The 22,640-nt window shown below is 45.9% G+C and carries 25 protein-coding genes and 1 riboswitch; of the genes, 5 read left to right on the top strand and 20 right to left on the bottom strand.

The features are described from left to right. Positions 1 to 5 precede the first annotated feature (5 nt). Positions 6 to 923 (bottom strand): homoserine O-acetyltransferase MetA, encoded by a 918-nt coding sequence (gene metA, locus ACE04G_RS14175; protein WP_036610071.1) that lies wholly within the window; start codon positions 921 to 923, stop codon positions 6 to 8. A 235-nt stretch (positions 924 to 1,158) separates the two neighbouring features. Then, positions 1,159 to 1,282, bottom strand: a riboswitch (SAM riboswitch). A gap of 451 nt (positions 1,283 to 1,733) precedes the next feature. On the opposite strand from metA, the gene corA reads away from it, so the two are divergent. Then, positions 1,734 to 2,669, top strand: coding sequence for a magnesium/cobalt transporter CorA (corA, locus tag ACE04G_RS14170; protein WP_062833460.1), 936 nt, complete (start codon positions 1,734 to 1,736; stop codon positions 2,667 to 2,669). 70 nt (positions 2,670 to 2,739) lie between these two features. Here corA and ACE04G_RS14165 read toward each other — a convergent pair whose 3' ends face one another. From ACE04G_RS14165 to ACE04G_RS14130, 8 genes are all read right to left on the bottom strand, one after another. Beyond that, a complete protein-coding gene (locus ACE04G_RS14165; RefSeq protein ID WP_221822967.1) occupies positions 2,740 to 3,741 on the bottom strand; it encodes an HRDC domain-containing protein in 1,002 nt (333 codons plus the stop codon). 177 nt (positions 3,742 to 3,918) lie between these two features. Further along, positions 3,919 to 4,797: an ROK family protein gene (locus ACE04G_RS14160; RefSeq protein WP_221822965.1), complete on the bottom strand. Its 879-nt coding sequence runs from the start codon at positions 4,795 to 4,797 to the stop codon at positions 3,919 to 3,921. Between the two features lie 72 nt (positions 4,798 to 4,869). Beyond that, positions 4,870 to 5,556 carry an MOSC domain-containing protein gene (locus ACE04G_RS14155; protein ID WP_221822963.1) on the bottom strand — a complete coding sequence of 229 codons (687 nt, stop codon included), beginning with the start codon at positions 5,554 to 5,556 and terminating at the stop codon, positions 4,870 to 4,872. Between the two features lie 31 nt (positions 5,557 to 5,587). Continuing rightward, complete coding sequence (locus ACE04G_RS14150) at positions 5,588 to 6,694, bottom strand: phosphodiester glycosidase family protein (RefSeq protein ID WP_260632887.1); 1,107 nt, start codon at positions 6,692 to 6,694, stop codon at positions 5,588 to 5,590. 5 nt (positions 6,695 to 6,699) lie between these two features. Beyond that, the gene (locus ACE04G_RS14145) at positions 6,700 to 7,593 is read right to left on the bottom strand and encodes a 5'-3' exonuclease (RefSeq protein WP_017689620.1); all 894 of its coding nucleotides are present in this window, start codon (positions 7,591 to 7,593) and stop codon (positions 6,700 to 6,702) included. Positions 7,594 to 7,731: 138 nt separating this feature from the next. Continuing rightward, the gene (locus ACE04G_RS14140) at positions 7,732 to 8,097 is read right to left on the bottom strand and encodes an arsenate reductase family protein (RefSeq protein ID WP_221822951.1); all 366 of its coding nucleotides are present in this window, start codon (positions 8,095 to 8,097) and stop codon (positions 7,732 to 7,734) included. Positions 8,098 to 8,510: 413 nt separating this feature from the next. Further along, positions 8,511 to 9,494 carry an RluA family pseudouridine synthase gene (locus tag ACE04G_RS14135; protein ID WP_449004131.1) on the bottom strand — a complete coding sequence of 328 codons (984 nt, stop codon included), beginning with the start codon at positions 9,492 to 9,494 and terminating at the stop codon, positions 8,511 to 8,513. Further along, positions 9,491 to 10,066, bottom strand: a complete 576-nt coding sequence (locus tag ACE04G_RS14130; protein WP_036610088.1) for a cob(I)yrinic acid a,c-diamide adenosyltransferase — start codon at positions 10,064 to 10,066, stop codon at positions 9,491 to 9,493. The genes ACE04G_RS14135 and ACE04G_RS14130 overlap by 4 nt, the downstream gene beginning before the upstream one ends. A 148-nt stretch (positions 10,067 to 10,214) precedes the next feature. Between ACE04G_RS14130 and ACE04G_RS14125 the strand changes: the two genes are divergently transcribed. Then, the gene (locus ACE04G_RS14125; protein ID WP_449004132.1) at positions 10,215 to 10,826 is read left to right on the top strand and encodes a DedA family protein; all 612 of its coding nucleotides are present in this window, start codon (positions 10,215 to 10,217) and stop codon (positions 10,824 to 10,826) included. Between the two features lie 85 nt (positions 10,827 to 10,911). Here the strand turns inward: ACE04G_RS14125 and ACE04G_RS14120 are convergent, their stop codons facing one another. The 7 genes from ACE04G_RS14120 to ACE04G_RS14090 all read right to left on the bottom strand — a co-directional run bounded on the left by ACE04G_RS14120 (position 10,912) and on the right by ACE04G_RS14090 (position 15,178). Further along, positions 10,912 to 11,454 (bottom strand): bifunctional adenosylcobinamide kinase/adenosylcobinamide-phosphate guanylyltransferase, encoded by a 543-nt coding sequence (locus tag ACE04G_RS14120; RefSeq protein WP_076209196.1) that lies wholly within the window; start codon positions 11,452 to 11,454, stop codon positions 10,912 to 10,914. A 37-nt stretch (positions 11,455 to 11,491) separates the two neighbouring features. Continuing rightward, positions 11,492 to 12,043 (bottom strand): hypothetical protein, encoded by a 552-nt coding sequence (locus ACE04G_RS14115; protein WP_449004133.1) that lies wholly within the window; start codon positions 12,041 to 12,043, stop codon positions 11,492 to 11,494. A gap of 169 nt (positions 12,044 to 12,212) precedes the next feature. Beyond that, on the bottom strand, positions 12,213 to 12,434 hold the full coding sequence (locus tag ACE04G_RS14110) for an aspartyl-phosphate phosphatase Spo0E family protein (protein ID WP_176872852.1): 222 nt from the start codon (positions 12,432 to 12,434) through the stop codon (positions 12,213 to 12,215). A gap of 187 nt (positions 12,435 to 12,621) precedes the next feature. Next, positions 12,622 to 13,830, bottom strand: a complete 1,209-nt coding sequence (locus ACE04G_RS14105; RefSeq protein ID WP_036610094.1) for an aminotransferase class I/II-fold pyridoxal phosphate-dependent enzyme — start codon at positions 13,828 to 13,830, stop codon at positions 12,622 to 12,624. Positions 13,831 to 13,843: 13 nt separating this feature from the next. Beyond that, positions 13,844 to 14,344: an Lrp/AsnC family transcriptional regulator gene (locus tag ACE04G_RS14100; protein ID WP_024628343.1), complete on the bottom strand. Its 501-nt coding sequence runs from the start codon at positions 14,342 to 14,344 to the stop codon at positions 13,844 to 13,846. Between the two features lie 159 nt (positions 14,345 to 14,503). Further along, a complete protein-coding gene (locus ACE04G_RS14095) occupies positions 14,504 to 14,863 on the bottom strand; it encodes a spore coat protein (protein ID WP_440131245.1) in 360 nt (119 codons plus the stop codon). An 81-nt stretch (positions 14,864 to 14,944) separates the two neighbouring features. After that, positions 14,945 to 15,178 (bottom strand): hypothetical protein, encoded by a 234-nt coding sequence (locus tag ACE04G_RS14090; protein WP_047842262.1) that lies wholly within the window; start codon positions 15,176 to 15,178, stop codon positions 14,945 to 14,947. Positions 15,179 to 15,275: 97 nt separating this feature from the next. Here ACE04G_RS14090 and ACE04G_RS14085 point away from each other — a divergent pair, with 97 nt between their 5' ends. Further along, the gene (locus tag ACE04G_RS14085) at positions 15,276 to 16,496 is read left to right on the top strand and encodes an NAD(P)/FAD-dependent oxidoreductase (RefSeq protein WP_449004134.1); all 1,221 of its coding nucleotides are present in this window, start codon (positions 15,276 to 15,278) and stop codon (positions 16,494 to 16,496) included. 91 nt (positions 16,497 to 16,587) lie between these two features. Here the strand turns inward: ACE04G_RS14085 and ACE04G_RS14080 are convergent, their stop codons facing one another. From ACE04G_RS14080 to ACE04G_RS14065, 4 genes are all read right to left on the bottom strand, one after another. Next, positions 16,588 to 17,802 carry an MFS transporter gene (locus ACE04G_RS14080; RefSeq protein WP_449004135.1) on the bottom strand — a complete coding sequence of 405 codons (1,215 nt, stop codon included), beginning with the start codon at positions 17,800 to 17,802 and terminating at the stop codon, positions 16,588 to 16,590. 129 nt (positions 17,803 to 17,931) lie between these two features. Further along, complete coding sequence (locus tag ACE04G_RS14075) at positions 17,932 to 18,498, bottom strand: hypothetical protein (protein ID WP_449004136.1); 567 nt, start codon at positions 18,496 to 18,498, stop codon at positions 17,932 to 17,934. 119 nt (positions 18,499 to 18,617) lie between these two features. Continuing rightward, a complete protein-coding gene (locus ACE04G_RS14070) occupies positions 18,618 to 19,058 on the bottom strand; it encodes a DUF350 domain-containing protein (RefSeq protein ID WP_221822936.1) in 441 nt (146 codons plus the stop codon). A gap of 50 nt (positions 19,059 to 19,108) precedes the next feature. Beyond that, positions 19,109 to 21,475, bottom strand: a complete 2,367-nt coding sequence (locus ACE04G_RS14065; protein ID WP_124113694.1) for an endonuclease MutS2 — start codon at positions 21,473 to 21,475, stop codon at positions 19,109 to 19,111. Between the two features lie 187 nt (positions 21,476 to 21,662). On the opposite strand from ACE04G_RS14065, the gene ACE04G_RS14060 reads away from it, so the two are divergent. Both ACE04G_RS14060 and ACE04G_RS14055 read left to right on the top strand, forming a co-directional pair. Beyond that, the gene (locus tag ACE04G_RS14060; RefSeq protein WP_017689637.1) at positions 21,663 to 22,022 is read left to right on the top strand and encodes a phage holin family protein; all 360 of its coding nucleotides are present in this window, start codon (positions 21,663 to 21,665) and stop codon (positions 22,020 to 22,022) included. A 219-nt stretch (positions 22,023 to 22,241) separates the two neighbouring features. Further along, entirely contained in the window at positions 22,242 to 22,628 is a 387-nt protein-coding gene (locus ACE04G_RS14055; protein ID WP_449004138.1) for a cupredoxin domain-containing protein, read from the top strand. Positions 22,629 to 22,640: the final 12 nt, after the last annotated feature.

Below are 22,640 nucleotides of genomic sequence, written 5' to 3'. Positions count from 1 at the left end.
CTCGATTAGATTTGCGGGCCAATATCGTAAGGTGTTTCTTGATACACATAGTAATTGAGCCAGTTAGAGAATAATAAGTTGGCATGAGCGCGCCAAGTAGCCGGTGGCACACGGGAAGGGTCGTCATTCGGATAATAATGTCTAGGCAATGCGATATCCAACCCTTTGGCTGCATCCCGGTCATACTCCCATTTTAATGAGAACGGGTCATACTCGGCATGTCCTGTGGCAAAAATCTGTTTGCCGTCTTTGGTAGCAACCAGGAAAATCCCCGCTTCCTCGGATTCAGCCAAAATCTCTAAATTCTCATTCTTTTCAATATCTTCGCGTCTCACTTCCGTATGACGGGAATGTGGAACGTTGAATACTTCATCGAACCCACGCAACAACGGAACATGTGGTTTATTGATGGTATGTGGGAAAACCCCAAAACACTTCTCATCAAGTGCAACCTTGGGTACGTCAAAATGATGGTATAAACCCGCCTGGGAAGCCCAGCATATGTGGAGGGTTGAAGTCACATTGGTTTTGGTCCATTCGAAGATTTCCTGGATTTCATTCCAATAGTTCACGTCTTCGAAATCCATCTGTTCCACCGGTGCACCCGTAATGATCATTCCATCGAAACGGCGGTGCTCAATCTCATCAAAGGTTTTATAGAACAGATCCAAATACTCCTGAGACGTATTCTTCGACGTATGGGATTTGGGATGTACGAGAACGACATCCACCTGAATAGGCGTGTTTCCCACCAGACGAAGCAATTGTGTTTCGGTCGTTTCCTTTGTGGGCATCAGGTTTAATATAGCGATACGGAGTGGACGAATATCCTGCTGATATGCAGAAGTTTCATCCATGACGAAGATATTCTCTCCTTCAAGTACTTCTTTTGCTGGTAGAGTATCGGGTATTTTGATTGGCATATAAATCTAACTCCTCCTTGTGCATAGATAGATGCAGCCACCCCTGACTTGATGTCTTCACATCAATACAGTTATAGACTGCCTTGAGCTTGTAAAAACATTGAATTGCTCTTTCATCCAACGTTACAAACAACCTCAAGTTCCTTAGCGAAAATCACTGCTGAGAAGTCGGGGCATATAACAAAGACCTTCCTCGGATTTCGAGAAAGGTCATATGTAAAAAAGATATGCGCCTCTCTCATCTCTCAGTTACAACAGTGCCACTTGACACTTAGTCGCTGCAAGAATTAGCACCGTGCGGTATACCGCCGGTTGCCGGGTTTCATCGGGCCAGTCCCTCCACCTACTCTTGATAAGATTTCGCTGTATTAGATTGTAATTAAATATGGTTCACCGTCTACTTTATTACATTAATGCCCTCACGTCAAGATGCAGTTCGATGTCTGCTTCCCAGATCGGAACCGTTCATCATCCGTTGTCATACACTGCCTCAGGGCGCGAAATAGACACATTTTTGCGCTTGAAAGCACCTTGTACCAGCGGTATACTAAACAAGGTGTTATAAACCCTTATGTGAGAGGTGACATATTAAATGGATGGCGACCCGAGGCCTGACTGGCAGCCGAATTCCGACAAACTGCATAGAGAATTGACATCAGCATGCCGGCAGCGGGACGTGACTTCCGTTTGATTATATAGTGAACGCAGCCCTGATCTCCAAGCTCCGCTGCCGACCGGCTGATTTGTTCTTTTTGCGCCCATAATGATAATATCCGCCAAGTTGGCGGGTGCAGAAGGAGTAGATTAACGATGAAAATCCGGTTGGTAAACAACGGTGTATTTATTCCGGTGGACGACATTCAGCAGGCGCTGACTCCACCAGCGGAAGGATTTTACTGGATTGATGCAGACGTAGACGATTTGGCGGTACTTCAGCCGCTGTTCTTGATGCATGATCTGGCTGTGGAAGACTGTCTTAGTGATGAAGAACAACGTCCGAAGATTGAAATTTATGAGAACCATTATTTTATTGTGATTAATAGCATCCGTTTCGATGATGAAGAGATATTTCTACGTGCGGTCAACCTGTTTCTCGGCAGACATTTCATTATTAGTGTTACCAAGCAAAAGGTCAGCGAATTGCGCACACTGAAACCAATCCTGTGGGAACAGGAAATCAGTACACCGGATCGTCTGCTGTATTTGCTGGTTGACTTGATTGTTGATAATTATTTCACCGTAGGTGACCGAATTGAAGCACGGATCGAGAAGCTTGAGGAAGACATTCTGATGCACACCAAAAAGTCACATCTGAATGAGATTATCGGGCTGCGCAGTGAGATCCTGTGGCTGAAAAAAGTGCTTGGACCTCAGAAAGAGGTCATTAACACCCTAAACAAAAAAGATCTGCGTCTCATCGATGATCAACTGCAAAAGTATTTCAGTGACATCTATGAGAATGCTGTAAAAATCTCTGAAACCTTTGAGACTTATCGCGACCTGATGGGAAACTTGCGAGAAGCCTACCAATCCAGTATTGCGAACCGGGCGAATGAGATCATGCGTGTATTTACCGCCATTACCACGGTCTTCATGCCGCTGACGGTCATTACGGGTATATACGGCATGAACTTTACGAATATGCCAGAGCTTAACTGGAAATACAGCTATTTTGTTGTGATTGGCCTGATGGTTACCCTGGGCCTGAGCATGTTCTTCATTTTCCGCAAGAAAGACTGGGTATGAACTCATATGAAATAACAAAGACGAAGCGCTCCTCCGGGAGAAACGCCTCGTCTTTTTTCATTTCTGATCATTAACCAACATTCTTCTCTGTCTCTGCGTGCCGACGAAAGCGGATTCGAATCATGCGCAGTCTTTCATAGACCTGTTCCAGACTTCCTCCATCGGGTTTCTCTCCTCCATACACCTTATGTAATACTGGCTTCAGGAACGTATCTCCCAGCTCCTCATACGCACTCCATACGGCCTCTTGTTCGTTCTCTGGCATCACTGCCAGCTCCACATCAAGAAGACAATCGGTGTCATAACCTTCCAGATCCAGTGTCTCCAACAGCTCAATCAATTCGCGTCGGGATAATCCGGATCGATTAACAATCTCTTCTAACGTATATCCTTCCTTCATGCCTTCAAGCACCTGCTTGCGCGTGGTGAACTTATCCAGTTCCTGCTTGTACTTCTGCTCTCTCTGCTTGTATAACCAACTCTCATACTCTTCTTCCTTCAGCGCCGTATATACCCAGTCCAGCGGGAATGTCGTTGAACGCTCCAATCCGCTTGTAATCTCCATCCATTCCGTACCATACTCAGTCGCTTTGCTCTCTCCTACGCCCGGCAGTTGCATCAGTTCATCCAGCGATTGCGGAACGAAGGCACTGATCAAGCGCAGCAGACGATTTGTTGCAACAAAATACGGTGCCTTCCGGTCAGACACAGCTCTCTTCCTGCGCCATGTGCACAGATCCGTATATAATTGCTCATTGCCGTATAACTCACTGTAACAATGGAGGCGCTGTCCACCATAACTGCGTGATTTCAGATCATCATTCTCATGAAATAATCCCTGCAACTGCGGTCGGTACCCCTCACTCATCTGTATGGCAAGCTGAAGACGGTAAATATGAAGCAACTCCTCCCAAGAAGTCCCTTCATACCAGATGCTGTCCTCACGCTCTCCTTCCTCGTAGCGGCTCCATCCCAGCTGCCAACTATCTTCCTCCTCCCCAATCCATAGCTGTGCATACTCTGCATTCTGATCTGACATTTTGGACAATCTGTTCATGAAAATGACTTCCATTTTCTGTTCCCTCCCTTTAACATTTCAGCCTATACGGGTTAGTTACGCTACCTACAGGCAGCACAAAAAAACACCCCTCCTGCAAAATCCATGCAAGAGAGGTGCTTCCTCATTAACCGTACTATGCTGTTGCCCATATCATACCACAATGGTAAAATTCGTCAATCCCTTAATGACCTATTTATTCAATGCCAACTTGGCAAGCGCCAGCGAACCACACAGACCTGCATTGTCTCCAAGTCCTGGTGACACAACATACTGGTCAATGTCGGATTGAAGCGCCGGATGCTGAACGTACCCTGCCAGCAACTCCTGCAGTTTGCTACGCACCATCGGGAACAAATGCTCCTGCTTCATTACTCCGCCACCCATGACGATTTTCTGCGGAGAGAGAATCAGGACATAGTTCATCAGTGCGTGCGCCAGGTAATGCGCTTCGATCTCCCAAGCTTTATGATCTGCAGGCAGTTCATAAGCCGGTTGCTCCCAACGTTTGTTAATGGCTGGTCCTGCTGCAAGACCTTCGAGGCAGTCACCATGATACGGACAGAAACCTTCGTATGTATCCTCTGGATGTCTGCGTACAATGATATGTCCCATCTCTGGATGTGACAAGCCATGGACCATTTTACCGCCAACCACAGCACCTGCACCAATACCTGTACCCACAGTGATATACAGACAGCTCTCAAGACCTTGTGCAGCGCCCCAAGTTGCTTCTCCAAGTGCCGCACCATTCACATCCGTATCAAATGTCATCGGTACATCAAAATGCTCCTTGAGCTTGCCAATCACGTTATACTGTCCCCAATGTGGTTTTGGTGTTGTTGTGATATAGCCATATGTTGGGCTTCCTTCAATCGGATCAATCGGACCGAATGAACCTACACCCAGAGCTTTAATGCCTTTGCCTTCAAAAAATGAAATCACTTGAGCCATGGTCTCTTCCGGTGTTGTTGTTGGAAAACTTACGCGTTCCAGAACTTCTCCGTTCTCTGTGCCAATACCACATACAAATTTGGTTCCGCCTGCTTCAATTGCGCCTAAGATCGTCATGTTAGTCACACTCCCAAGTTAGTTTAAAAAGGAATTCGGATTACTTTACTTGATGACACAATAATTACCCTGTTACTTGTTCTCCAGCTTGGACAACCGTTTCATTAACGTCTGCCTCCAGCTGTCTGACAGCGCAGGTATGGCCAGTAACGCCTGAATATCTTCCATATCTTCTTTCCCCTGATGCATAATTCGATTGGCTTCAAGAACCGTCATGGATGAAGGATCGGTGCTGATTCGTCGAAATATCGATGAAGGCCGAACCTCCCCTTCTTGCAGTACACGAAAGTAAAAGCCGGTATGTCCACTCTCCTGAAAATAAACAGGCAACTCCTTATAGTCATACCTCGCACCCAGTTTGAAGCAAGGTTGTCTGGGCTGACTGACCTGTACTGTGGCTTCGCCCAACTCGTACACATCACCAATCCGGACATCTTCTTCGGCACAGCCTTCAACTGTCAGATTTTCTCCACAAGCTCCCCAGTTCAGCTTGCGATCCATCAGCTGTTCCAGCACCGTATAACGACTGTAATCGTATACACAAACGGCTTTGTCAGGGCCGCCATGATGCACCAGATCCGCCTGCGCGTCCCCTGTCATTCCAGTGAATGACAGGAAAACCGCGTCGGATACAGGATGTTTCACAATGCCGCTCAGCACTTCACGCTTCTGCCCAGGGAGCGGCTGCGGCAACCCTACATTAATGGCCAGAACAGCTGTATTACCCTCCCCTGGCTTTCGATCAGATGTGAGTGTCATTTGCGTCATACCTCCCAATAATCACTTTCTTTTAACGCACAGAGCCGCCAAATACCAGTGTATTACTCAAGAGCCGGCCTGGAGAAGTCAGCATTTTGCCCCCGGCATACATACCCGAGGAAGCACCGCCATCCAGATTCATGGCCTGTTTGGCACCAAGCTTCTGCATCACCGCTGCCCACTCCTTGATTGTTGCTCCGGAAACGGTAGCCAGCATAACAGAACCGTCCGCCATAATCGCAATACCACTTCTGGCTCCGGAAGCATTAAGAATCTTGGCATCCTTGAAACCTTCGCTCGTCGGATTGACAGCTACCTTACCGTCTTTTACCAGACGTGGTCCTGCCCCAACAGCAGTCACTACATCTTGCCAAGGGATCTCTTTGCCTGCTGCGTTCGTATACTTATAATTCATTTCTACGGTCGAACCAACGGTGAAACGGTCTGAAGAAGACTTTTGGTTGCCTGTGAAGACCAATACCGAGCCATTCTTAGGAATCGCTACATTTGTATTGGGCACTTTTTTGGTCACGATACCTTTCTCGATAACAACCGCAGTGCCACCTTTGAACCCGACTGTGGCACCTCGTTCTGGCGTATACAGCATCGTAATGCTTGCGTTCGCTGAAGGCGTTCGATTAATAAAGGTGGCATACCAACTGCGTGATTTACCTTTTGTATCCGTTACTTTACCTGTCAAACTCACCTGAAGTGAGTCCATGATCGCGGAGCCGTCTTCCTTAAATCCGATGGATGTTCCGTATCTTCCAATATGTATGACCTTACCATTTGCTATTAACATGCCATATGGGTCTGGTGCTCCGTTGTATGCTTCAAAAAATGCTCCGTTAATGGCTGCTTGTGCACCATAGGCTTTCACGATCGATGGCAATGTTGCCGTCTGGCCCACTTGCTTCTTCGCGAGTCCCACGGTAACCGGTGTTCCCTTTGGAATCGAAACGGTCTGTACGGTAAAATTACGTCCTGCTGCTTTTACTTTCTGTACTTTGGTGCTAATTGCTGCTTTGGCATCCACTGTCTGTGGTGCACTTACTGCTCCCGAAAGAATTACGGGCAAGGCCAGGACGAGGGCCATAGCCCCTGTCCACCACTTTTTGCCTGTTCGTACGTTCTGCATGTTGCTCACCCTATTGCCACTCCCATCCAAGAGCCAAGGCTCTTCATCTCAAGTTGTTCAAACTTGTCCATCACCATATCCGGGTCAAGACGCAATTCACAGATATCCAGCGCACAGGCAACCGGAACAGCACAATGAATCTCTGCCAGTTTGCGGGACAGATGAAGCATGTCCAGATCATTCTCAATCTTGTTACGCACCGAAGGGGTCAGTTTATCCATGTTGCTCAGAATCCCTTCAATGGAGCCGTATTCCTGTACAAGCTTCAACGCTGTTTTCTCACCAATTCCCCGCACTCCAGGATAATTGTCGCTGGCATCTCCCATCAGACCCTTCATGTCAATCACTTGACGAGGTGTCAGTTGTTTCTCAGCCATGAGCGTTTCAGGGTTGTACACCATGTAGTTGCCATGGCCTTTTTTCATAATAATGATACTTGTGCGATCATTGATCAGTTGCAACATGTCGTGGTCACCCGTCAGTACCATAACATTCATATCTGTCTCTTCGGTATAATACTTCGCAAGCGTCCCGATACAATCGTCGGCTTCGAATCCTTGTGCACCTATATTCGGAATACCCAGGCTATCCATCACTTCACGGATCAGGGCAAACTGGGGAATCAGGTCGTCCGGAGCTTCGGCCCGGTTGCCTTTGTAGGCTGCATATTCTTCACCGCGGAACGTCTTACCGCCCATATCCCAACAACATACGACATGACTTGGCCCAAAAGTCTGAACCGCATCCCAGAAATAACGGATAAATCCGTAGACTGCGTTGGTAGGCAATCCTGCCTTTGTACGTCTGATATATCCGCTTGCAGATGTCGCATAAAAAGCACGGAACAACACCGCCATACCGTCTACCAGCAACAAAGTAGGTTCATTACGTTGATTCACTTGAATTTGTTCTCTCCTATCTAAATCTAGCATATAAAATACGAAACTAATTCTATCATTATAGCATAGTTCCGCCAACCATCGTTCAGCCAAAAAAGCCCTGAATTTTGAACAATTCAAGGCTGACATTCAGCGCGTTTATGCGTTATTCCATTCCTGCTCGTACGTTTCTTCCTTGAATCCAACCGTCACCTTTTCTCCATCCGTAACGATCGGACGTTTGATCAGACGACCATTGGAAGCCAGTAAACGAATCTGTTCATCAGCTGACATGCCTGGCAGCTTGTCCTTCAATTGTTGTTCTTTATATACTTCTCCGCTCGTATTAAAGAACTTTTTCACTTCGAGCCCGCTCTGTTGGATGAGTTCTGTTAGTTCAGATTCTGATGGCGGTGAGTCAAAAATAGGGATTAACTCCAGCTCATGTCCTTGAGCTTCAAGCCATTTTACAGCTTTGCGGCATGTGCCGCATTTGGCATATTGATATACTTTTAAGTTACTCATTGATTTGCCTCCTAGTGTGTGGCTCCGGTGTGGCTCCGGTTTCGACTTGTCGCTTCCCTTGGTTTGCTTCGCAAATCCAAAAGTCGCTCCAAATCGATACCATCGCCATGCAACTTTACTGACTTTGGGGAATGAGATCAAAAACACACATTCGCTATATTTTTTTGGTCAAAATCTTACAGCTTTTATATCCTTAAAAGCTTTTGAGATTTGAGATCTTGAAATATTTAACATGAAATAGTTAAACATCAATACATTAACCATAGAACATATAGATTAGCCTACGGCATGCTGTTCGGGTGCATGAAGCATCCCTCACACAAGTTAGCCAACCAAGGTTGACTGCCAAACAGGACAGGCCGTGCAGAAAGCTGCGACACAGGGTCAAGATCTAAGTCCCTCATCGCAGCTTCCTACAGTTCTTCTCTGGGAGCTGCCTCATCATTCAAACGCTTCTCCAGCGCAGCCATATCTGCTGGAAAAGGAGCCTGGAACGTTATGCGTTCCTGTAGAATGGGATGTTCGAACGTCAGCTCACAGGCATGCAAGGCCTGGCGTTCGATCCAGCTGTCCCGTTCATCCCGAACAGCTAAGGTCTGCTCATCGATCTCGTGCACAGGTAGTGTCTTGTACATCCGATCACCGATTAATGGACAGCCAATGGACGTCATATGTACCCTGATCTGATGGGTTCTGCCACTTTCCAACTTGAGGCTTATCGCACTGGCGCTCCCCCCTGACCAACGTGTTACGGTCGTGTACAACGTTCTTGCAGCATAACCATCAGGTGTTACGATTCGGCGGTGTGGCTCTTCAGGATCGCGGTCAATCGGTCCGTCCACCGACCCTTGTTCCGGGACAGGGTTGCCGTGCACAAGTGCAATATATTTCTTGTCCACTGTTCCAGCGATCATCTGTTCAGAGACATGTTGATGGACATAAGGATTCTTGGCTATAGCAAGAACACCTGACGTTTCCTGATCAAGTCGATGAATCGGTCTGAACCGAAAGCACTCGCCCTTGATTTTCCAGTAATGAACAACGCCATTTGCCAAAGTACCCGTATAATGTCCATGCGTCGGATGAACGATGATGCCCGCATCCTTGTTGACAATAAGCAAGTGCTCATCTTCATACAGAACGGTAAATGGAATAGGTTCAGGCAAAATATCATCCGATTCCTCTTGCTCCATCCGAACTTCAACGACATCACCCGCAGCTACCTTCACGCTAATATACACGCGCTCTCCATTTAACATGACGCCTTGTTCAGTCAGCTTGATTTTGGACAAAAGCTTACGCGACACCAGCAGCCGGCGCTGAAGCACGGTCTTCAGCAGCCAGCCATCTTCTTGTTCGGTCACCGTGTAGACAATCGGCGAATAATATTGGCTCATTCTTTGCGGCGGAATACTTTTTTGCTCCGCACATATTCAATATCCGCCACCTGTTGTCTCGCGTTGGCCGTCCGTGCAACCACGAAGAAATAATCAGACAGTCGGTTTAGATACCGTCGTACAGACGGATTAATATCTGTATGTTGTCCAAGTGTTACCGTGCGACGCTCTGCGCGACGACATACAGTACGGCACACATGAAGAGCAGAAGACAGCTGACTGCCACCAGGAATAATGAACCGTTCCACTTTTGGATTCTCAGCATCATACTGGTCAATCCATTGTTCCAGACGTGTGACCATCTCATCTCTCACCTTATATTTGGTTTCACTAATCTTCACAAAGGCCAGATCCGACCCGCAATCAAACAGTTCCTGCTGAACTTCCAGCAGATGTTCACGCAGATCTTCAAATTCGCCTTGAGCAGAGTCAATAAGGCTGATCGCCTGGCCTACAAAACAGTTCAATTCATCAATCGTGCCATATGCCTCAACTCGGTCATCATCCTTGATGACGCGTCCACCGATGACCGAAGTCTGTCCTTCGTCACCTGTTCGTGTATATATGCCCATCGTTATCCCTCCAATTGGTAATATAATAATGAATACGGGAATGCCATTTTTTCAGAAACCCGTCTATCGCTTTACACGTATATAAGAATTGGTGTGCTCTGCCGAGTATACGACAAATCGAAGGAAACCAAAAGTAAAGGAGACGATTATGCAAAACTGGATAACCGATTTCATGGAACAATACGGCTACATAGGCATTGCACTCATTATTGCTCTTGAGAACATATTTCCCCCGATTCCATCCGAAATTATCCTGCCGTTTGGCGGATTCATGACCACCTATACCAGTCTCACTATTCCAGGAGTTATTATCGCCGCAACTATTGGCTCTGTCCTTGGTGCTGTGATCCTGTATGGTATTGGTCTACTCATTGACGTCGAACGCCTTGAGAAAATTGTGGAACGTTGGGGACATGTTCTGCGCATCAAAAAAGAGGATATTCACCGTGTCGATGCATGGTTTGACAAATATGGCATGTGGACCGTATTATTCTGCCGAATGGTTCCCCTCGTCCGTAGTCTTATCTCCATTCCCGCAGGCATGTCCAATATGAAATTTGGTTTATTCCTTCTCTTTACAACCATTGGTACATTAATCTGGAATGTCATTCTTGTCTGTGTTGGTGCTGCGCTTGGCGCATCATGGGAGAGCATTTTGCACTTTATGGACGTCTATTCCATTGTAGTGTACGTCATTCTGGCCATCATTGTCATCGGATGTATCATCTGGTGGATCAGACGTAGCAAAAAGCAGAAATAAAAAGGATAGCTTAATAAATAAAGCCTCCTCGCCACCAATTCGTGGTTAAGGAGGCTTCTTTATGTCACCCGTTTATGTCATCTCGCTATCGTTCATCTTCATTTCGCATGCCCTGACTTTTAAGATCGATAGCCAGACCGGATACCAGCATGTACATCTTTTCAGCATGTATCTGCAGCATCCGGTTCACCGAAGCCATTCTCGCTGTAAATATTCGTTCTTCCTCGGTAGGATGCAATGTACCATGCATTTCATTGGTAATCACAAGCAACTTCCCCTGATAAGACAATAAAGCATCAAGCAAAAGCTGTGTCTCTGAACGCTGATGATCCAGATCCTCTGTTGCCCTGAAACCGGCAGCCATCCAGGAGGTCAGACTGTCTACAATTACAATTCGCTGATCCGCCAAAAACAGATTGGATTCCCGATTAATCTGGGTGATCACCTCTGTCAGATGCTGACCGTTCCCGGCATGAATGGCACGATAATGAGCGGATGGCAATTCGGGAATAACGGGATCATGATCACCAGTGGATAAATATACACCCTCCCGGCTAATTCCAGCTGCGTACTTGAGGGCAAACCGGGTTTTACCACTACCTATGCCGCCTGTGACCGTAATCAGCAATCCGCTTCCCTCCTTCCATAGCCATTCTGAATTTTCTTTACTCTGTCAGCGCCTTCAGCACTTTTTTGGATTCTTCGACATTGGAAGATGACACTGGAATGGTGGCGAACAAATTGCTCGCAGCATATTCTACATCTTTAAACATTTTCATATTTTCGAGTGGAATGCCGTAAAGATGTGATTCTTGCTTGAGATCTGAACCTGCATCTCCTTCACCCTTCTCTACCAATACTCCACCCTCAAATACACCCCGTTCAAACTTCTTGGGATCAAAAGTATCATCCAGCGGAACATTGGAGCCATTACTTCCGTATTGTTTCATGTCGGACTCAGGCAAAATGAAGATATCATGTCCTCCAGCCGCATATTCCACCATAATTTTCTGAACATCATACATTGCACTGGTAATCACTTCCACCTTGGGTTCCTCACCCAGTTTCTGTTGCAGATTGGCCTGTAACTGCTCTGAGATTACAGATGGATTTCCTTGATTATCAATGATGAATATGGAAAAACCATCTTTACCTCCACAACCAGCAAGCAAAAAAACGATAGAAATGATTGCAGTAAGCCCCCAAAATCTCTTCATTCCAGTTCCCCCTTTAGTCTCCTATGTCCAATATATCACAATTGTTCCACGCAAAAAAATAACCTGGCTTATCGGGGAATCACCTTGCCTTTACGCACAAAAAAAAGAAGACCTTCTCAGGTCTCCCTTTCTAACTCAATTAATGAAACGTTTCAATCCAGCATAAACGTTATTTTCCTTTAATCGGATTAGCCTTCATATATTCATTAATCTTTAAATCCAACAAACTGCTGATTTCAATTACAATATCGGATGTGAATGATTTCTCTTCGAGGAAGATCTGTTCCATCTTGCGACGAAGCATATGAATTTCATCTTCCAAGGAAATGTCATGCAAAGATGCGTTATCGGGTTTCACCGACCATCGGTCGCCATGATCGCCTTCTGCCAGATAGTGCCCACGATTCGTCGGTAAATCATATTCAACACAAAACAAAGCTAACCCCTCCTTGGAAAAATGGTTTCCAAATTTATGAAAACTTATTTCAAATTGAAATTATATCACATTATTTTGTAAAAGAAAGTTATTTTTTTCCAATACAACCATGTCTCATTTGTAAAAAGATTCTATTTTAGTATTAACCCTCTTTTTGCAGTTTGTAAACAAAGTTTCCGATTCGTTCCAAAGCTTCATTTAATTGGGTTACAGAAGTAGCATAAGAGCAACGCAAGAAGCCTTCTCCCTGAGGACCAAAAACATTGCCCGGAACAGCAGCCACTTTATTCTCCGTTAACAATCGTTCAGCAAACAGGTCGGAACTCATACCCGTCTTTTGAATGCTCGGGAATGCATAGAATGCCCCCTGAGGTTCGTGACAATCAAGTCCAATATCCCTGAATCCCTGCACAATTAAACGTCTACGCTGATTATACGATTCTACCATCCGATCTTTCTCACCCAAACCATTCGTCAACGCCTCAAGTGCGGCAACCTGACCCATGGCCGGCGCACACATTACCGTATACTGATGGATTTTGAGCATGGCTGCAATAAGCTCAGGATGACCACACATGTACCCAATCCGCCAACCTGTCATTGCAAAAGCCTTTGAAAATCCGCTTACGAGAATGGTCCGCTCCTTCATGTCAGGGATAGCTGCAAAACTAACATGTTTTTGCGTATACGTCAATTCAGCGTAAATTTCATCCGCGATCACAATCAGATCATGCTTTTTAATCACTTCAGCAATAGGCAGCCACTCTTCATACGTCATGATGGCTCCAGTGGGATTACTCGGATAACACAGAATAACCACTTTCGACTTCGGTGTGATGCCAGCTTCGAGTGCTTCGGCCGTTAACTTGAACTGATCTTTCGCATAGGTTTCAACACCAACCGGTATACCGCCACCGATTGAAGCGATTGGTGAATAAGCCACGTACGAAGGTTCAGGAATGAGAATCTCGTCGCCAGGTACAATTAATGCTCGCAAAGCCAAGTCAATCGCTTCACTGCCACCCACAGTAACAATAATCTCATCCTTGGGATCGTATTTGGTATCAAACTGCGTATCCAGATATTCACTGATGGCTTCTCTCAACTTCGGCATACCTGCGTTGGATGTGTAGCTGGTCATGCCTCTTTCCAGCGAGTATACACAAGCTTCACGCATATGCCAAGGGGTAACAAAATCAGGCTCACCCACACCCAATGTGATAATATCCTTGTTGTCTCCAACCAGATCAAAAAATTTACGAATTCCGGATGGAGGTATCTGCTGCACGAGAGGTGCCAGATATGATGTCATTTTCTTGTTGTTCCCGGTTGTCTGTTCATTCACTATCATGACACATCTTCCTTTACGGCGAGATCATGAGACGGTTGTCTTCCTGATGGTCTTCAAAAATAATCCCGTCCTGCTTATATTTTTTAAGAATAAAATTCGTTTTGGTAGAAAGTACAGAGTCTATCGGAGACAATTTCTCCGATACAAAATTAGCGACTTCACGCAGGTTGCCACCTTCCACTTCAACGAGCAGATCGTATGCACCGGACATGAGATATACGGACTTCACTTGCGGATAGAGATAAATGCGTTCGGCAATCCCTTCAAAACCACGACCACGCTCTGGCGTGATCTGCACCTCAATCAGGGCCGTTACTTTCTCATCATCTATTTTACTCCAGTTCACCACGGTTGCGTATTTCACGATGACGTGGTCTTGTTCAAGCTGTGCCACGGCGTTCTTGATCTTGTCTTCCGACTCCCCCAGCAGCGTCGACAGCAGTGCGGGAGTCCTTCTCGCGTCTTCCTTTAGAAGATCCAGAACTTTTAATTGCAGATCGTTCAAATCTTTCATGGTTTTCCCTCCAGCGTCATCCAGGTTCCTGAAAATGAATTAATACTTATATTACATGAATTTAACGTTGATGCATAGACAAAAGACCGCCTGCCCTGAATTCAGGCAAGCGGTGGTATGGTCCTGGATCGTTAGGTGCTCAAACCTCTTATACAAGGGTTACATATAATAAGGGTTACCGTAATTCGGCTGATGCTGAGGGACATTAGGAGCTTGGCTATATGAACTGTTCTGCGTGTTCTTTTCTTGAATGAATTGCTGACACTTCTGTTGGGTCTGTTGTGCAGACTGGATTTGTTTGTCCACATCCTGACGAAGTGCTTTGGATGAAGCGGAATACATGTTGTTTTGTTGCATCAGATTGAACAATTCACCTTGCAATCTTAATGTATCGTTCGTTAACTCATTGAACATTCTACGAGTTGTGGGACAGGAAGATTCAGTAGTTGCTGTTGTATATTCACGTGAAGTTCGTCTTAAATCTGCAAGAATCGACTTCAACAAATCTTGTTCTTGCATAAAATTCCCACCAGATGACAAAGATTGAGTGTACACTTATTTTCCTCCTATGCTTTGGAATAACTTGTCGTGTTTTGAGCTTTACTGTGATTGCGCTGGTGCAAGAGATTGATGTTGCTGTAACGCATTGACAAGAGTATTCAGATGCTGCTCATGTGAGCGAACATAATGATTCAGTGCCTGTTGAATTTGCGGATTATGTGTGATGGAGGCTGTAGCTGCACATTGTTTGATAAGCATTTCCTCATTGGAAATTGAATCCGCGATATAGTTTAGTTCCTTGGGGCTCAGTGCTTGCATTTGTGAATTTTGCATGTATGTCTGACCTCCTTAACCTAAAGTTAATGCGAATTTATTGTTACCCTAACCTGAAAAAGTATACTTCAACTACATTCTACAGAGGTGATTAATTGTGGAACTTATTAACGGAAAAACGTTTTGGCCAACCACCTTTGATTCCCATCCCCATTATCCTGTTTTGAAAGAAAATCTGTCCTGTGATTGCCTAATCATCGGCGGTGGAATGGGAGGCGCACTCTCTGCCAAGCTTCTGATAGATCAGGGGATTGATACCGTTGTTATTGACAAAAGAGATATCGGTCATGGCAGCAGCATGGCAAATCTGGGCCTGCTCCAATATACGAACGACAAAACGCTCACCTCTTGTATCCAGACATTCGGAGAAGAACGCGGTGTTCGATTCTACGAATTATGCCGTGATGCCATGCAACATCTCGAAAAAATTTCATCGAAGCTTGAGATTGATCCTTGGTTTGTGCCTCGCACAAGTCTGTATTGCGCCAGTCACGAGGAAGATGTACCGTTGCTGGAGGAAGAATATCGTAACCTGAAGCATTATGGATTTGATATAGAGCTGTGGGATCAGGAAAAAATCAGTGCAGTGTTCCCGTTCAGCAAACGTGCTGCACTATACACAAGCGGAGATGCTGAGGTTAATCCGTTTCGTTTGGTTCACTCACTATTCCATTCAGCCTCACGTCAAGGAGCAAGAGTCTACGCTCATAGTGAATTAACCCATTGTGATTATGATGATAATGGTGTCCTATGTTACACACCTGATGGCACTGTACGTGCCAAACATATTATTTTCTCAACAGGCTATGAAACACAAGAAATCAAAAAGGACAGAGGCGCATACCTTCAAAGCACATATGCTATCGCTACCAAGCCACTACAGGATCTGAGCAGCTGGCATAAGCGAAGCTTGATATGGGAGACCGAACGACCTTATCTATATATGCGCACAACTCCAGACGGAAGAATTATTGCTGGTGGACTTGATGAGAATCGTCCTCGAGAAGAACAACGGGCGATCAAGGCGATTCATAAAGGTGAGATTTTGTTACAGAAGATTGCCGAGTATTTCCCATTACCTGATCTCGAAGTTGATTACGCTTGGGAAGCTGTTTTTGGAAGCACCCATGATGGTCTTCCACTAATCGGTCCACACCCAGACTATCCGAATTCGTACTTTGTTGAAGGGTATGGAGGCAACGGTACCGTGTACAGTATGATTGCTGCCTCTCTCATTGTGGATGCCATTACGGGCAAGCAGAACCCTGACATGGATCTATTCTCACTTACACGTACAAGTAAACCATCTCCTGTATAACCACCAACTGAGCCAATAGACAAACAGGGTTACAGCACACGGAAAGTTCTCTTTTCCCGCCGCTGTACCCTGTTTATATATTTGAAAGTTGCTAAGCCGAGGGGTCATGCCCTTCCGTTCGATTCAATAACTTGCGCATAAAGATCCATCCAATGAGCGGAAAAGCACCCAGAACGATAATAAGCCAGGTTAACATGCGCAGGGACGGACTATTGATGACCGTTATAATAAATATGATCAACCCAAAAAGTCGGCCAACCATCAGACATAACTCCCTCAATACGACAAGTTCAACCCTTTTCTCCACATTTTCGTCACTCGTGCCCATCATGTCGAATCCCGCTGATATCATAGGTAAAATATACAATGGCATCGCAACTGCACTTCCAATCCCCATGATTAACAGCGTAACATAGGTCACTTTCCACAGAAGAGGAATCAGCACAATCAGCAGAATCAGAGCTCCGATGAACATACCTCTGGATCTATACTGTGGTTTGGACCATTTCCCTACTGCCCAATAACTTATTAATGCCACAGCAGAAGTGATGAGTGAGAACTGTCCCAACTTATACTCCTGTGCAGTAGCCACGTATACAAGCAGTGCAATCAGAAAGGCAAAGACCCCTTCACGCGCACCCTGAGCGAACAAACCCAAAGCCAAGGTCTTCCAGGGACTATCCGGTTTGGATAACTGTATCCAAGGCTCGGACCAGCGGTATGTTCCGCTCACCTTTCTCTTTTTCAGAAAAAAGCTAAACACTACCGCTATGACATAAATAACGAGTGATACCGTGAAGATGAGTCGATATCCTGTATTGTCCGCCATTCGGGTAATAATCAGACCAGAGAACCATGGGCCTATAATTCCTGTCATCGAGCCAAGTAATCCGACCCAGCCATTGAATAGATCCCTGTTTTCCCGATCCGTTATTTCAAAATACACAACATTAAATGCGATCCAGAACAGCCCCAGGGAACAACCCAGTAGTATACCCAGAGGCCATATCCAGTCTACAGCTTTGGAACCAGCCCAGAGGACTATCATATAAAATATGCCGGACAGCGCAGTACCTAATCGTAGTGCACTCATTTTATTGTGTTCCTTGACCCATTTGCCAGCAAGCCAGAATGTCAGTCCAATGGCCAGTTGCTGGCTGAGAGTGAACCACCCCAACATGGCATAATCCGGACGGCTTTTCCACAGAAACACATTCAAAAAGGTTCCCGACAACGCTCCGGCTAACGCAAACAATCCATTCACGCCCAAAAGCAGAATGGATTGTCGGCCTAAAGTAATCTTCATCTGCTCCTCCTTCATCCACCTGAAATGAACTGTGCACAGGTAGGTCTTAGGGTTAACGTGCCCCAAGCAAGAGGAAAACATGATGAATCTTCAGGATTGCTATGAAATTGGTTAGAATCTCCGAAATGTTTATTCCTGTGTGCTCAGGTTCTTAATCAGACGCAGACGATCTTCCTCAGACAGACTGTACTGAACTTGGAAACATCCCGAGCATACATAGGTCAATACCTTAAACGGTGGTGACAATAGTGACCCTTCGCCTGAAGCTGCGTTAGCAACTGGAGTAAAGTTATCCTGCGTTGCAGCTTGAGTACCAGCAAGAATCATGAATTCCCGACAATTCAGGCACTCGGGTACTTCTTCCTGATGATCAAGTTGCTTCTGGACACCTTGTTCATATTGAATCAGGTCATTACCTTCATCCGCGTATTTGGTTAACGTTCGCAACTCCGGCAATTTGAGCTCAACTTCATCCCCCCACAGATCTGAAAGATCCGTAGTCTGTTTATCATCGTTTGCATGATCCACATCATAGATGTCGTCTTCAGCTTCATCTTGCTCTTCATCTCCGATGTCAATGTTGAGTGTACGATATCCCTTCAATTCATTGTGGCAATATGGACACTCTTCTTCAGGACCGAGTTCCTCATCCCATACAATCTCCGTTTGACACCAAGGGCATACTGTTGTCTCCATATTAAATCAACCTTTCTCTTTCAATCATCATGTATTCATCACATAGATCACACCGATGGCAAAAAACACAATTGATGCCGCAAACAGAATCCGTATCAGTATCTTCATGACCGGTCCCCCTAGATAATACTCGCGCCAATAACAAACGACAATGAAACGGAAATAATCATGGATATCAATCCGACAGCTCGGTTATCCGCTTCGATCTCCTTATCAATGGAGAACACGGGTGTCAGGAATTCGAACAAAAAATAGGCAATGAGCAGAAGGGTAAACCCAACAAACGACCACGTCATGGCTTCATACACCGAAGATTTAGCCTGTATGCAGAAACGCAGTACGTTGCAGATTCCAAAGATCTTACCTCCTGTAGCCATCGCAACGGCTACATTGCCCTTCTTGATCTCCGTCCAGCATTTATACTTGGTCACCAGTTCGAAGCAAGCCAGAAATACAAGCAACTCCATAATCGCTACCGAGAAAAAACCGAGTACCATCCCCAAGGGATGAGACAGCAATTGGTCAATGCTTTCTATCACGCACCGTTCCCCTCTCCCCATCTGCGAACTTCATGAATAAGGTCGCAGAATATCATTGATTCATGGACCGGCTATTCCAACTCTGCGACGGTCACACCGTTCCCGCCTTCTCCGTAATTGCCCAGCCGGTAGCTTTTAATATGTTTATGCTTACGCAGGTAATCCTGAATACCGGAACGTAAAATTCCCGTACCTTTACCGTGAATAATATAAACTTGGCCCAGGTTGGCAAGGAAAGCTTCATCAATGAACCGATCTGTCTCCATCAGGGCTTCTTCCAGGTTGGTACCACGCAGATCCAATTCACTTTTCACATTGTCATCACGTGTGCGTTTCATACCCGTTACCGGTTTTTGTTTCGGTTTGGCTGCAGGAGCCGATTGCTGCAGTTCCAGGTCATCCAGGGATACTTTCATTTTCATAATCCCCAGTTGTACCATAGCGTCTTTGCTGCCCGACATCTCTACAACATGGCCTTTTTGATTCAAACTGTAGACAAGCACTTCATCACCTGGACCGATGGCACGAGTCTTCGGCGCTGTTGCCGTCTTCTTGACCGTTTTTCTGCGTTTCTCCGGTTCCGCCTCGTCCAGCTGTTTGCGGGCAGCAATGAGTTTGTGCTCCTTCACGGAAGCACCTTCTTCCATAGCCAACAGGCGAAGATCGGCTATAATCTTCTCCGCTTCCGCACGAGCCTTGTCCACAATGCTGCGTGCATCTTCTTCTGCTTTTTCAATTCGGCGATCACGCTGCTGTTCCAGCTTCTCCAGTTCGGTCTGATGACGACTGCGTAATTTCTCCATATCCTGGCGCAAGCTCTCTGCCTTCTCACGCTCTTGTTCAGCCGTAAGACGGTTCTCTTCAAGAGAAGCAATCATGTGCTCAATCCGTTGATCCTCTTCCTTCACTTCGCCACGGGCGTAGTCGAGAATGTAACCCGGCAGTCCCAGTCGCTCTGCAATGGCAAATGCATTACTCCGTCCAGGTACACCCACCAGAAGGCGATAGGTTGGACTCAGTGTGTTGATATCAAATTCCATGCTGGCATTAATGACACCTTTACGCTCATATGCGTATGCTTTCAGTTCACTGTAGTGAGTGGTTGCAACCATGCGACATCCCGTCCGGTGCATATGCTCCAGCATGGAGATCGCCAGTGCGGAACCTTCAGCCGGGTCTGTCCCTGCTCCAAGTTCATCGAGCAACACCAAACTTTTCGGCGTCATGTTTTTCAGAATGCGAATGATGTTGGTCATATGACTGGAGAAAGTACTCAGATTTTGCTCGATACTCTGCTCGTCGCCAATGTCTGCATAAATCGCATCAAATACACATAACTGACTGCCATCCTCAGCCGGAACAAATAAACCGGACATTGCCATCAGGCTGAGCAATCCAATCGTTTTGAGCGTTACCGTCTTACCACCCGTATTCGGACCTGTCACGATAATGGATGTGTAATCATTGCCCAGCTCTATGTCGATTGGAACCACATTTTCGATCGCAATCAGTGGATGACGGCCTTTCTTAAGCTTCAGGAACCCGCGGTCATTCATGCGAGGCAATGTTGCTTTCAGTTCACGAGCCAGACGTGCTTTGGCAAAGATAAAATCAAGTGATCCCAGCAAGTCGACATCATACAACAGCCACTCTCCCTGCTCACTGACAAGTGCCGTCAATTTCTGCAAAATAATTTCTATTTCGCGTTCTTCCCGAATCCGGGTTTCACGTAATTTGTTGTTCATGGCAACAATGGATTCTGGCTCAATGAACAATGTCGCACCCGAACCGGATTGATCATGCACAATCCCGCCAAAGTACGAACGATATTCAGCTTTCACCGGGATTACAAAACGGTCTCCTCTGATGGTGATGAGCTGATCCTGAAGCATCTTGGATACGGTAGAGGATCGTATCATGGAATCCAGTTTTTCGCGAATCCGTGCTTCTCCGCCTCGCAGCTCACGACGAATCTGCGCCAACGTTACGCTTGCACTGTCGGCAACCTCTGCATTATCGTCAATACAGATTTTGATGGCATCCTCAAGCGTTTTTTGCTCTGACAGTTGATCACTGATATAGAACAATGATTCGATGGGCTCATCTTCATGCAAAGTACCAATCTGACGTTTCAACCGCCGCGCCGCAAAGGTTGTATTGGATATCCCCAAAAGTTCGTGAGGGTTAAGTGTGCCTCCAATTTCAGCACGTTTGATGGAAGCCGTAATATCTACAATTCCCCCAAACGACGGTGAGCCTTTCAGGCGATCAAATGTGAAGGCTTCATCGGTTTGCTGCAACAAGCGCTTCACTTCTTCAAGTTCACTGCTTGGTTCAAGTTGCTCCGCTTTCTTTTTTCCCATGGTCGTCTGAGCAAAGCTAAGCAATGTATTTAAAATTTTGCGATATTCCAGTGTGTGTAAAATTTTCGTGTCCAAGTGTACAACTCCTTCCAAACTATATCTGTATTATAACGAAAGAAACTTTCTTACGCTATTTAACGAATCCTTCCACACATAACTTCAACCATAGCACCACAAACTACAGGTGTCAGGATTGTGCAACCTCTCCATCCCCCTGGAGTTGCCCTGCTCAGTTCAATCCGAATAAAAGGAGGTAAACACCATGAATTTCCTGGGACATGTCGTGCGATTTATCATCGCTGCAATTGTATTAATGGTGGTCAGCTGGATCGTTCCCGGATTCGCCGTTGGTGGCTTCTGGAGCGCCCTGTTGCTTGCTCTCGTCATTGCCCTGCTCGGCTGGATCGTTGAAGGTATCTTCGGCAAAAGGGTCAACCCGTTTGGTCGCGGTATTGTCGGATTTATCGTTAGCGCACTGGTGATTTGGCTTGGTCAATATGTTGTAGATCATGTTGAAGTCAGCCTGCTCGGTGCCATTCTCGCTGCGCTGGTTATCGGGATTATCGATCTCTTCATCCCGGTATCCACCCCTTTTGATGCCGGACGAAGCTCCAAAAGTTAATCTCCACTTCACCTTAACGTCCCCATGAATTCTCCTAAACCTCTGAAGGCCCTGGCCGGAAGGGGTTTATTTTATTCGGGCAGTACGCCTTCTCTGCCGTACACGTACAATTTTCAAAAAAACGACATACGCAGCGTGTACAGGCATCCACATATTGCGGTATGATGACTGGAGCAATCATTCAAATTTTATCCATATCACGCTTTAAGGAGGCACATAATGAAGAAAGGCATAACATGGCTCGCTGCCTGTATGTTAATTCTGGTCCTCACTGCATGTGGAGGAGCGAATCAGTCCGCAGACTCTGAAAGCAACGGGTCGGATGCTGGCGTTACAGCCAGTGAAGAACTGGTCATCAAGGCAAGCAACTACAAATTTGATCAACCCGAGTACCATCTTAAAAAAGGTGTCCCGGTTAAGATTGTTTATGAAAATGTAAACGGAAACCACGGTATTCTTGTGCCTGAGCTGAATCTTACGCTCGACACCAGAAATAGTTCCAAAGTGATCACCCCGGACAAAGTCGGTGAATTTGAAATGTCCTGTTCGGTCTTCTGTGGTTCCGGACACAGCAGCATGATCTCCAAAATTATCGTTGAAGAATAGTATTCAAGACAA

This window comes from Paenibacillus sp. AGC31 (genome assembly GCF_057334655.1).
Note: the sequence above shows the minus strand (reverse complement) of the source record. Positions and strands in the feature narration are given on the sequence as shown.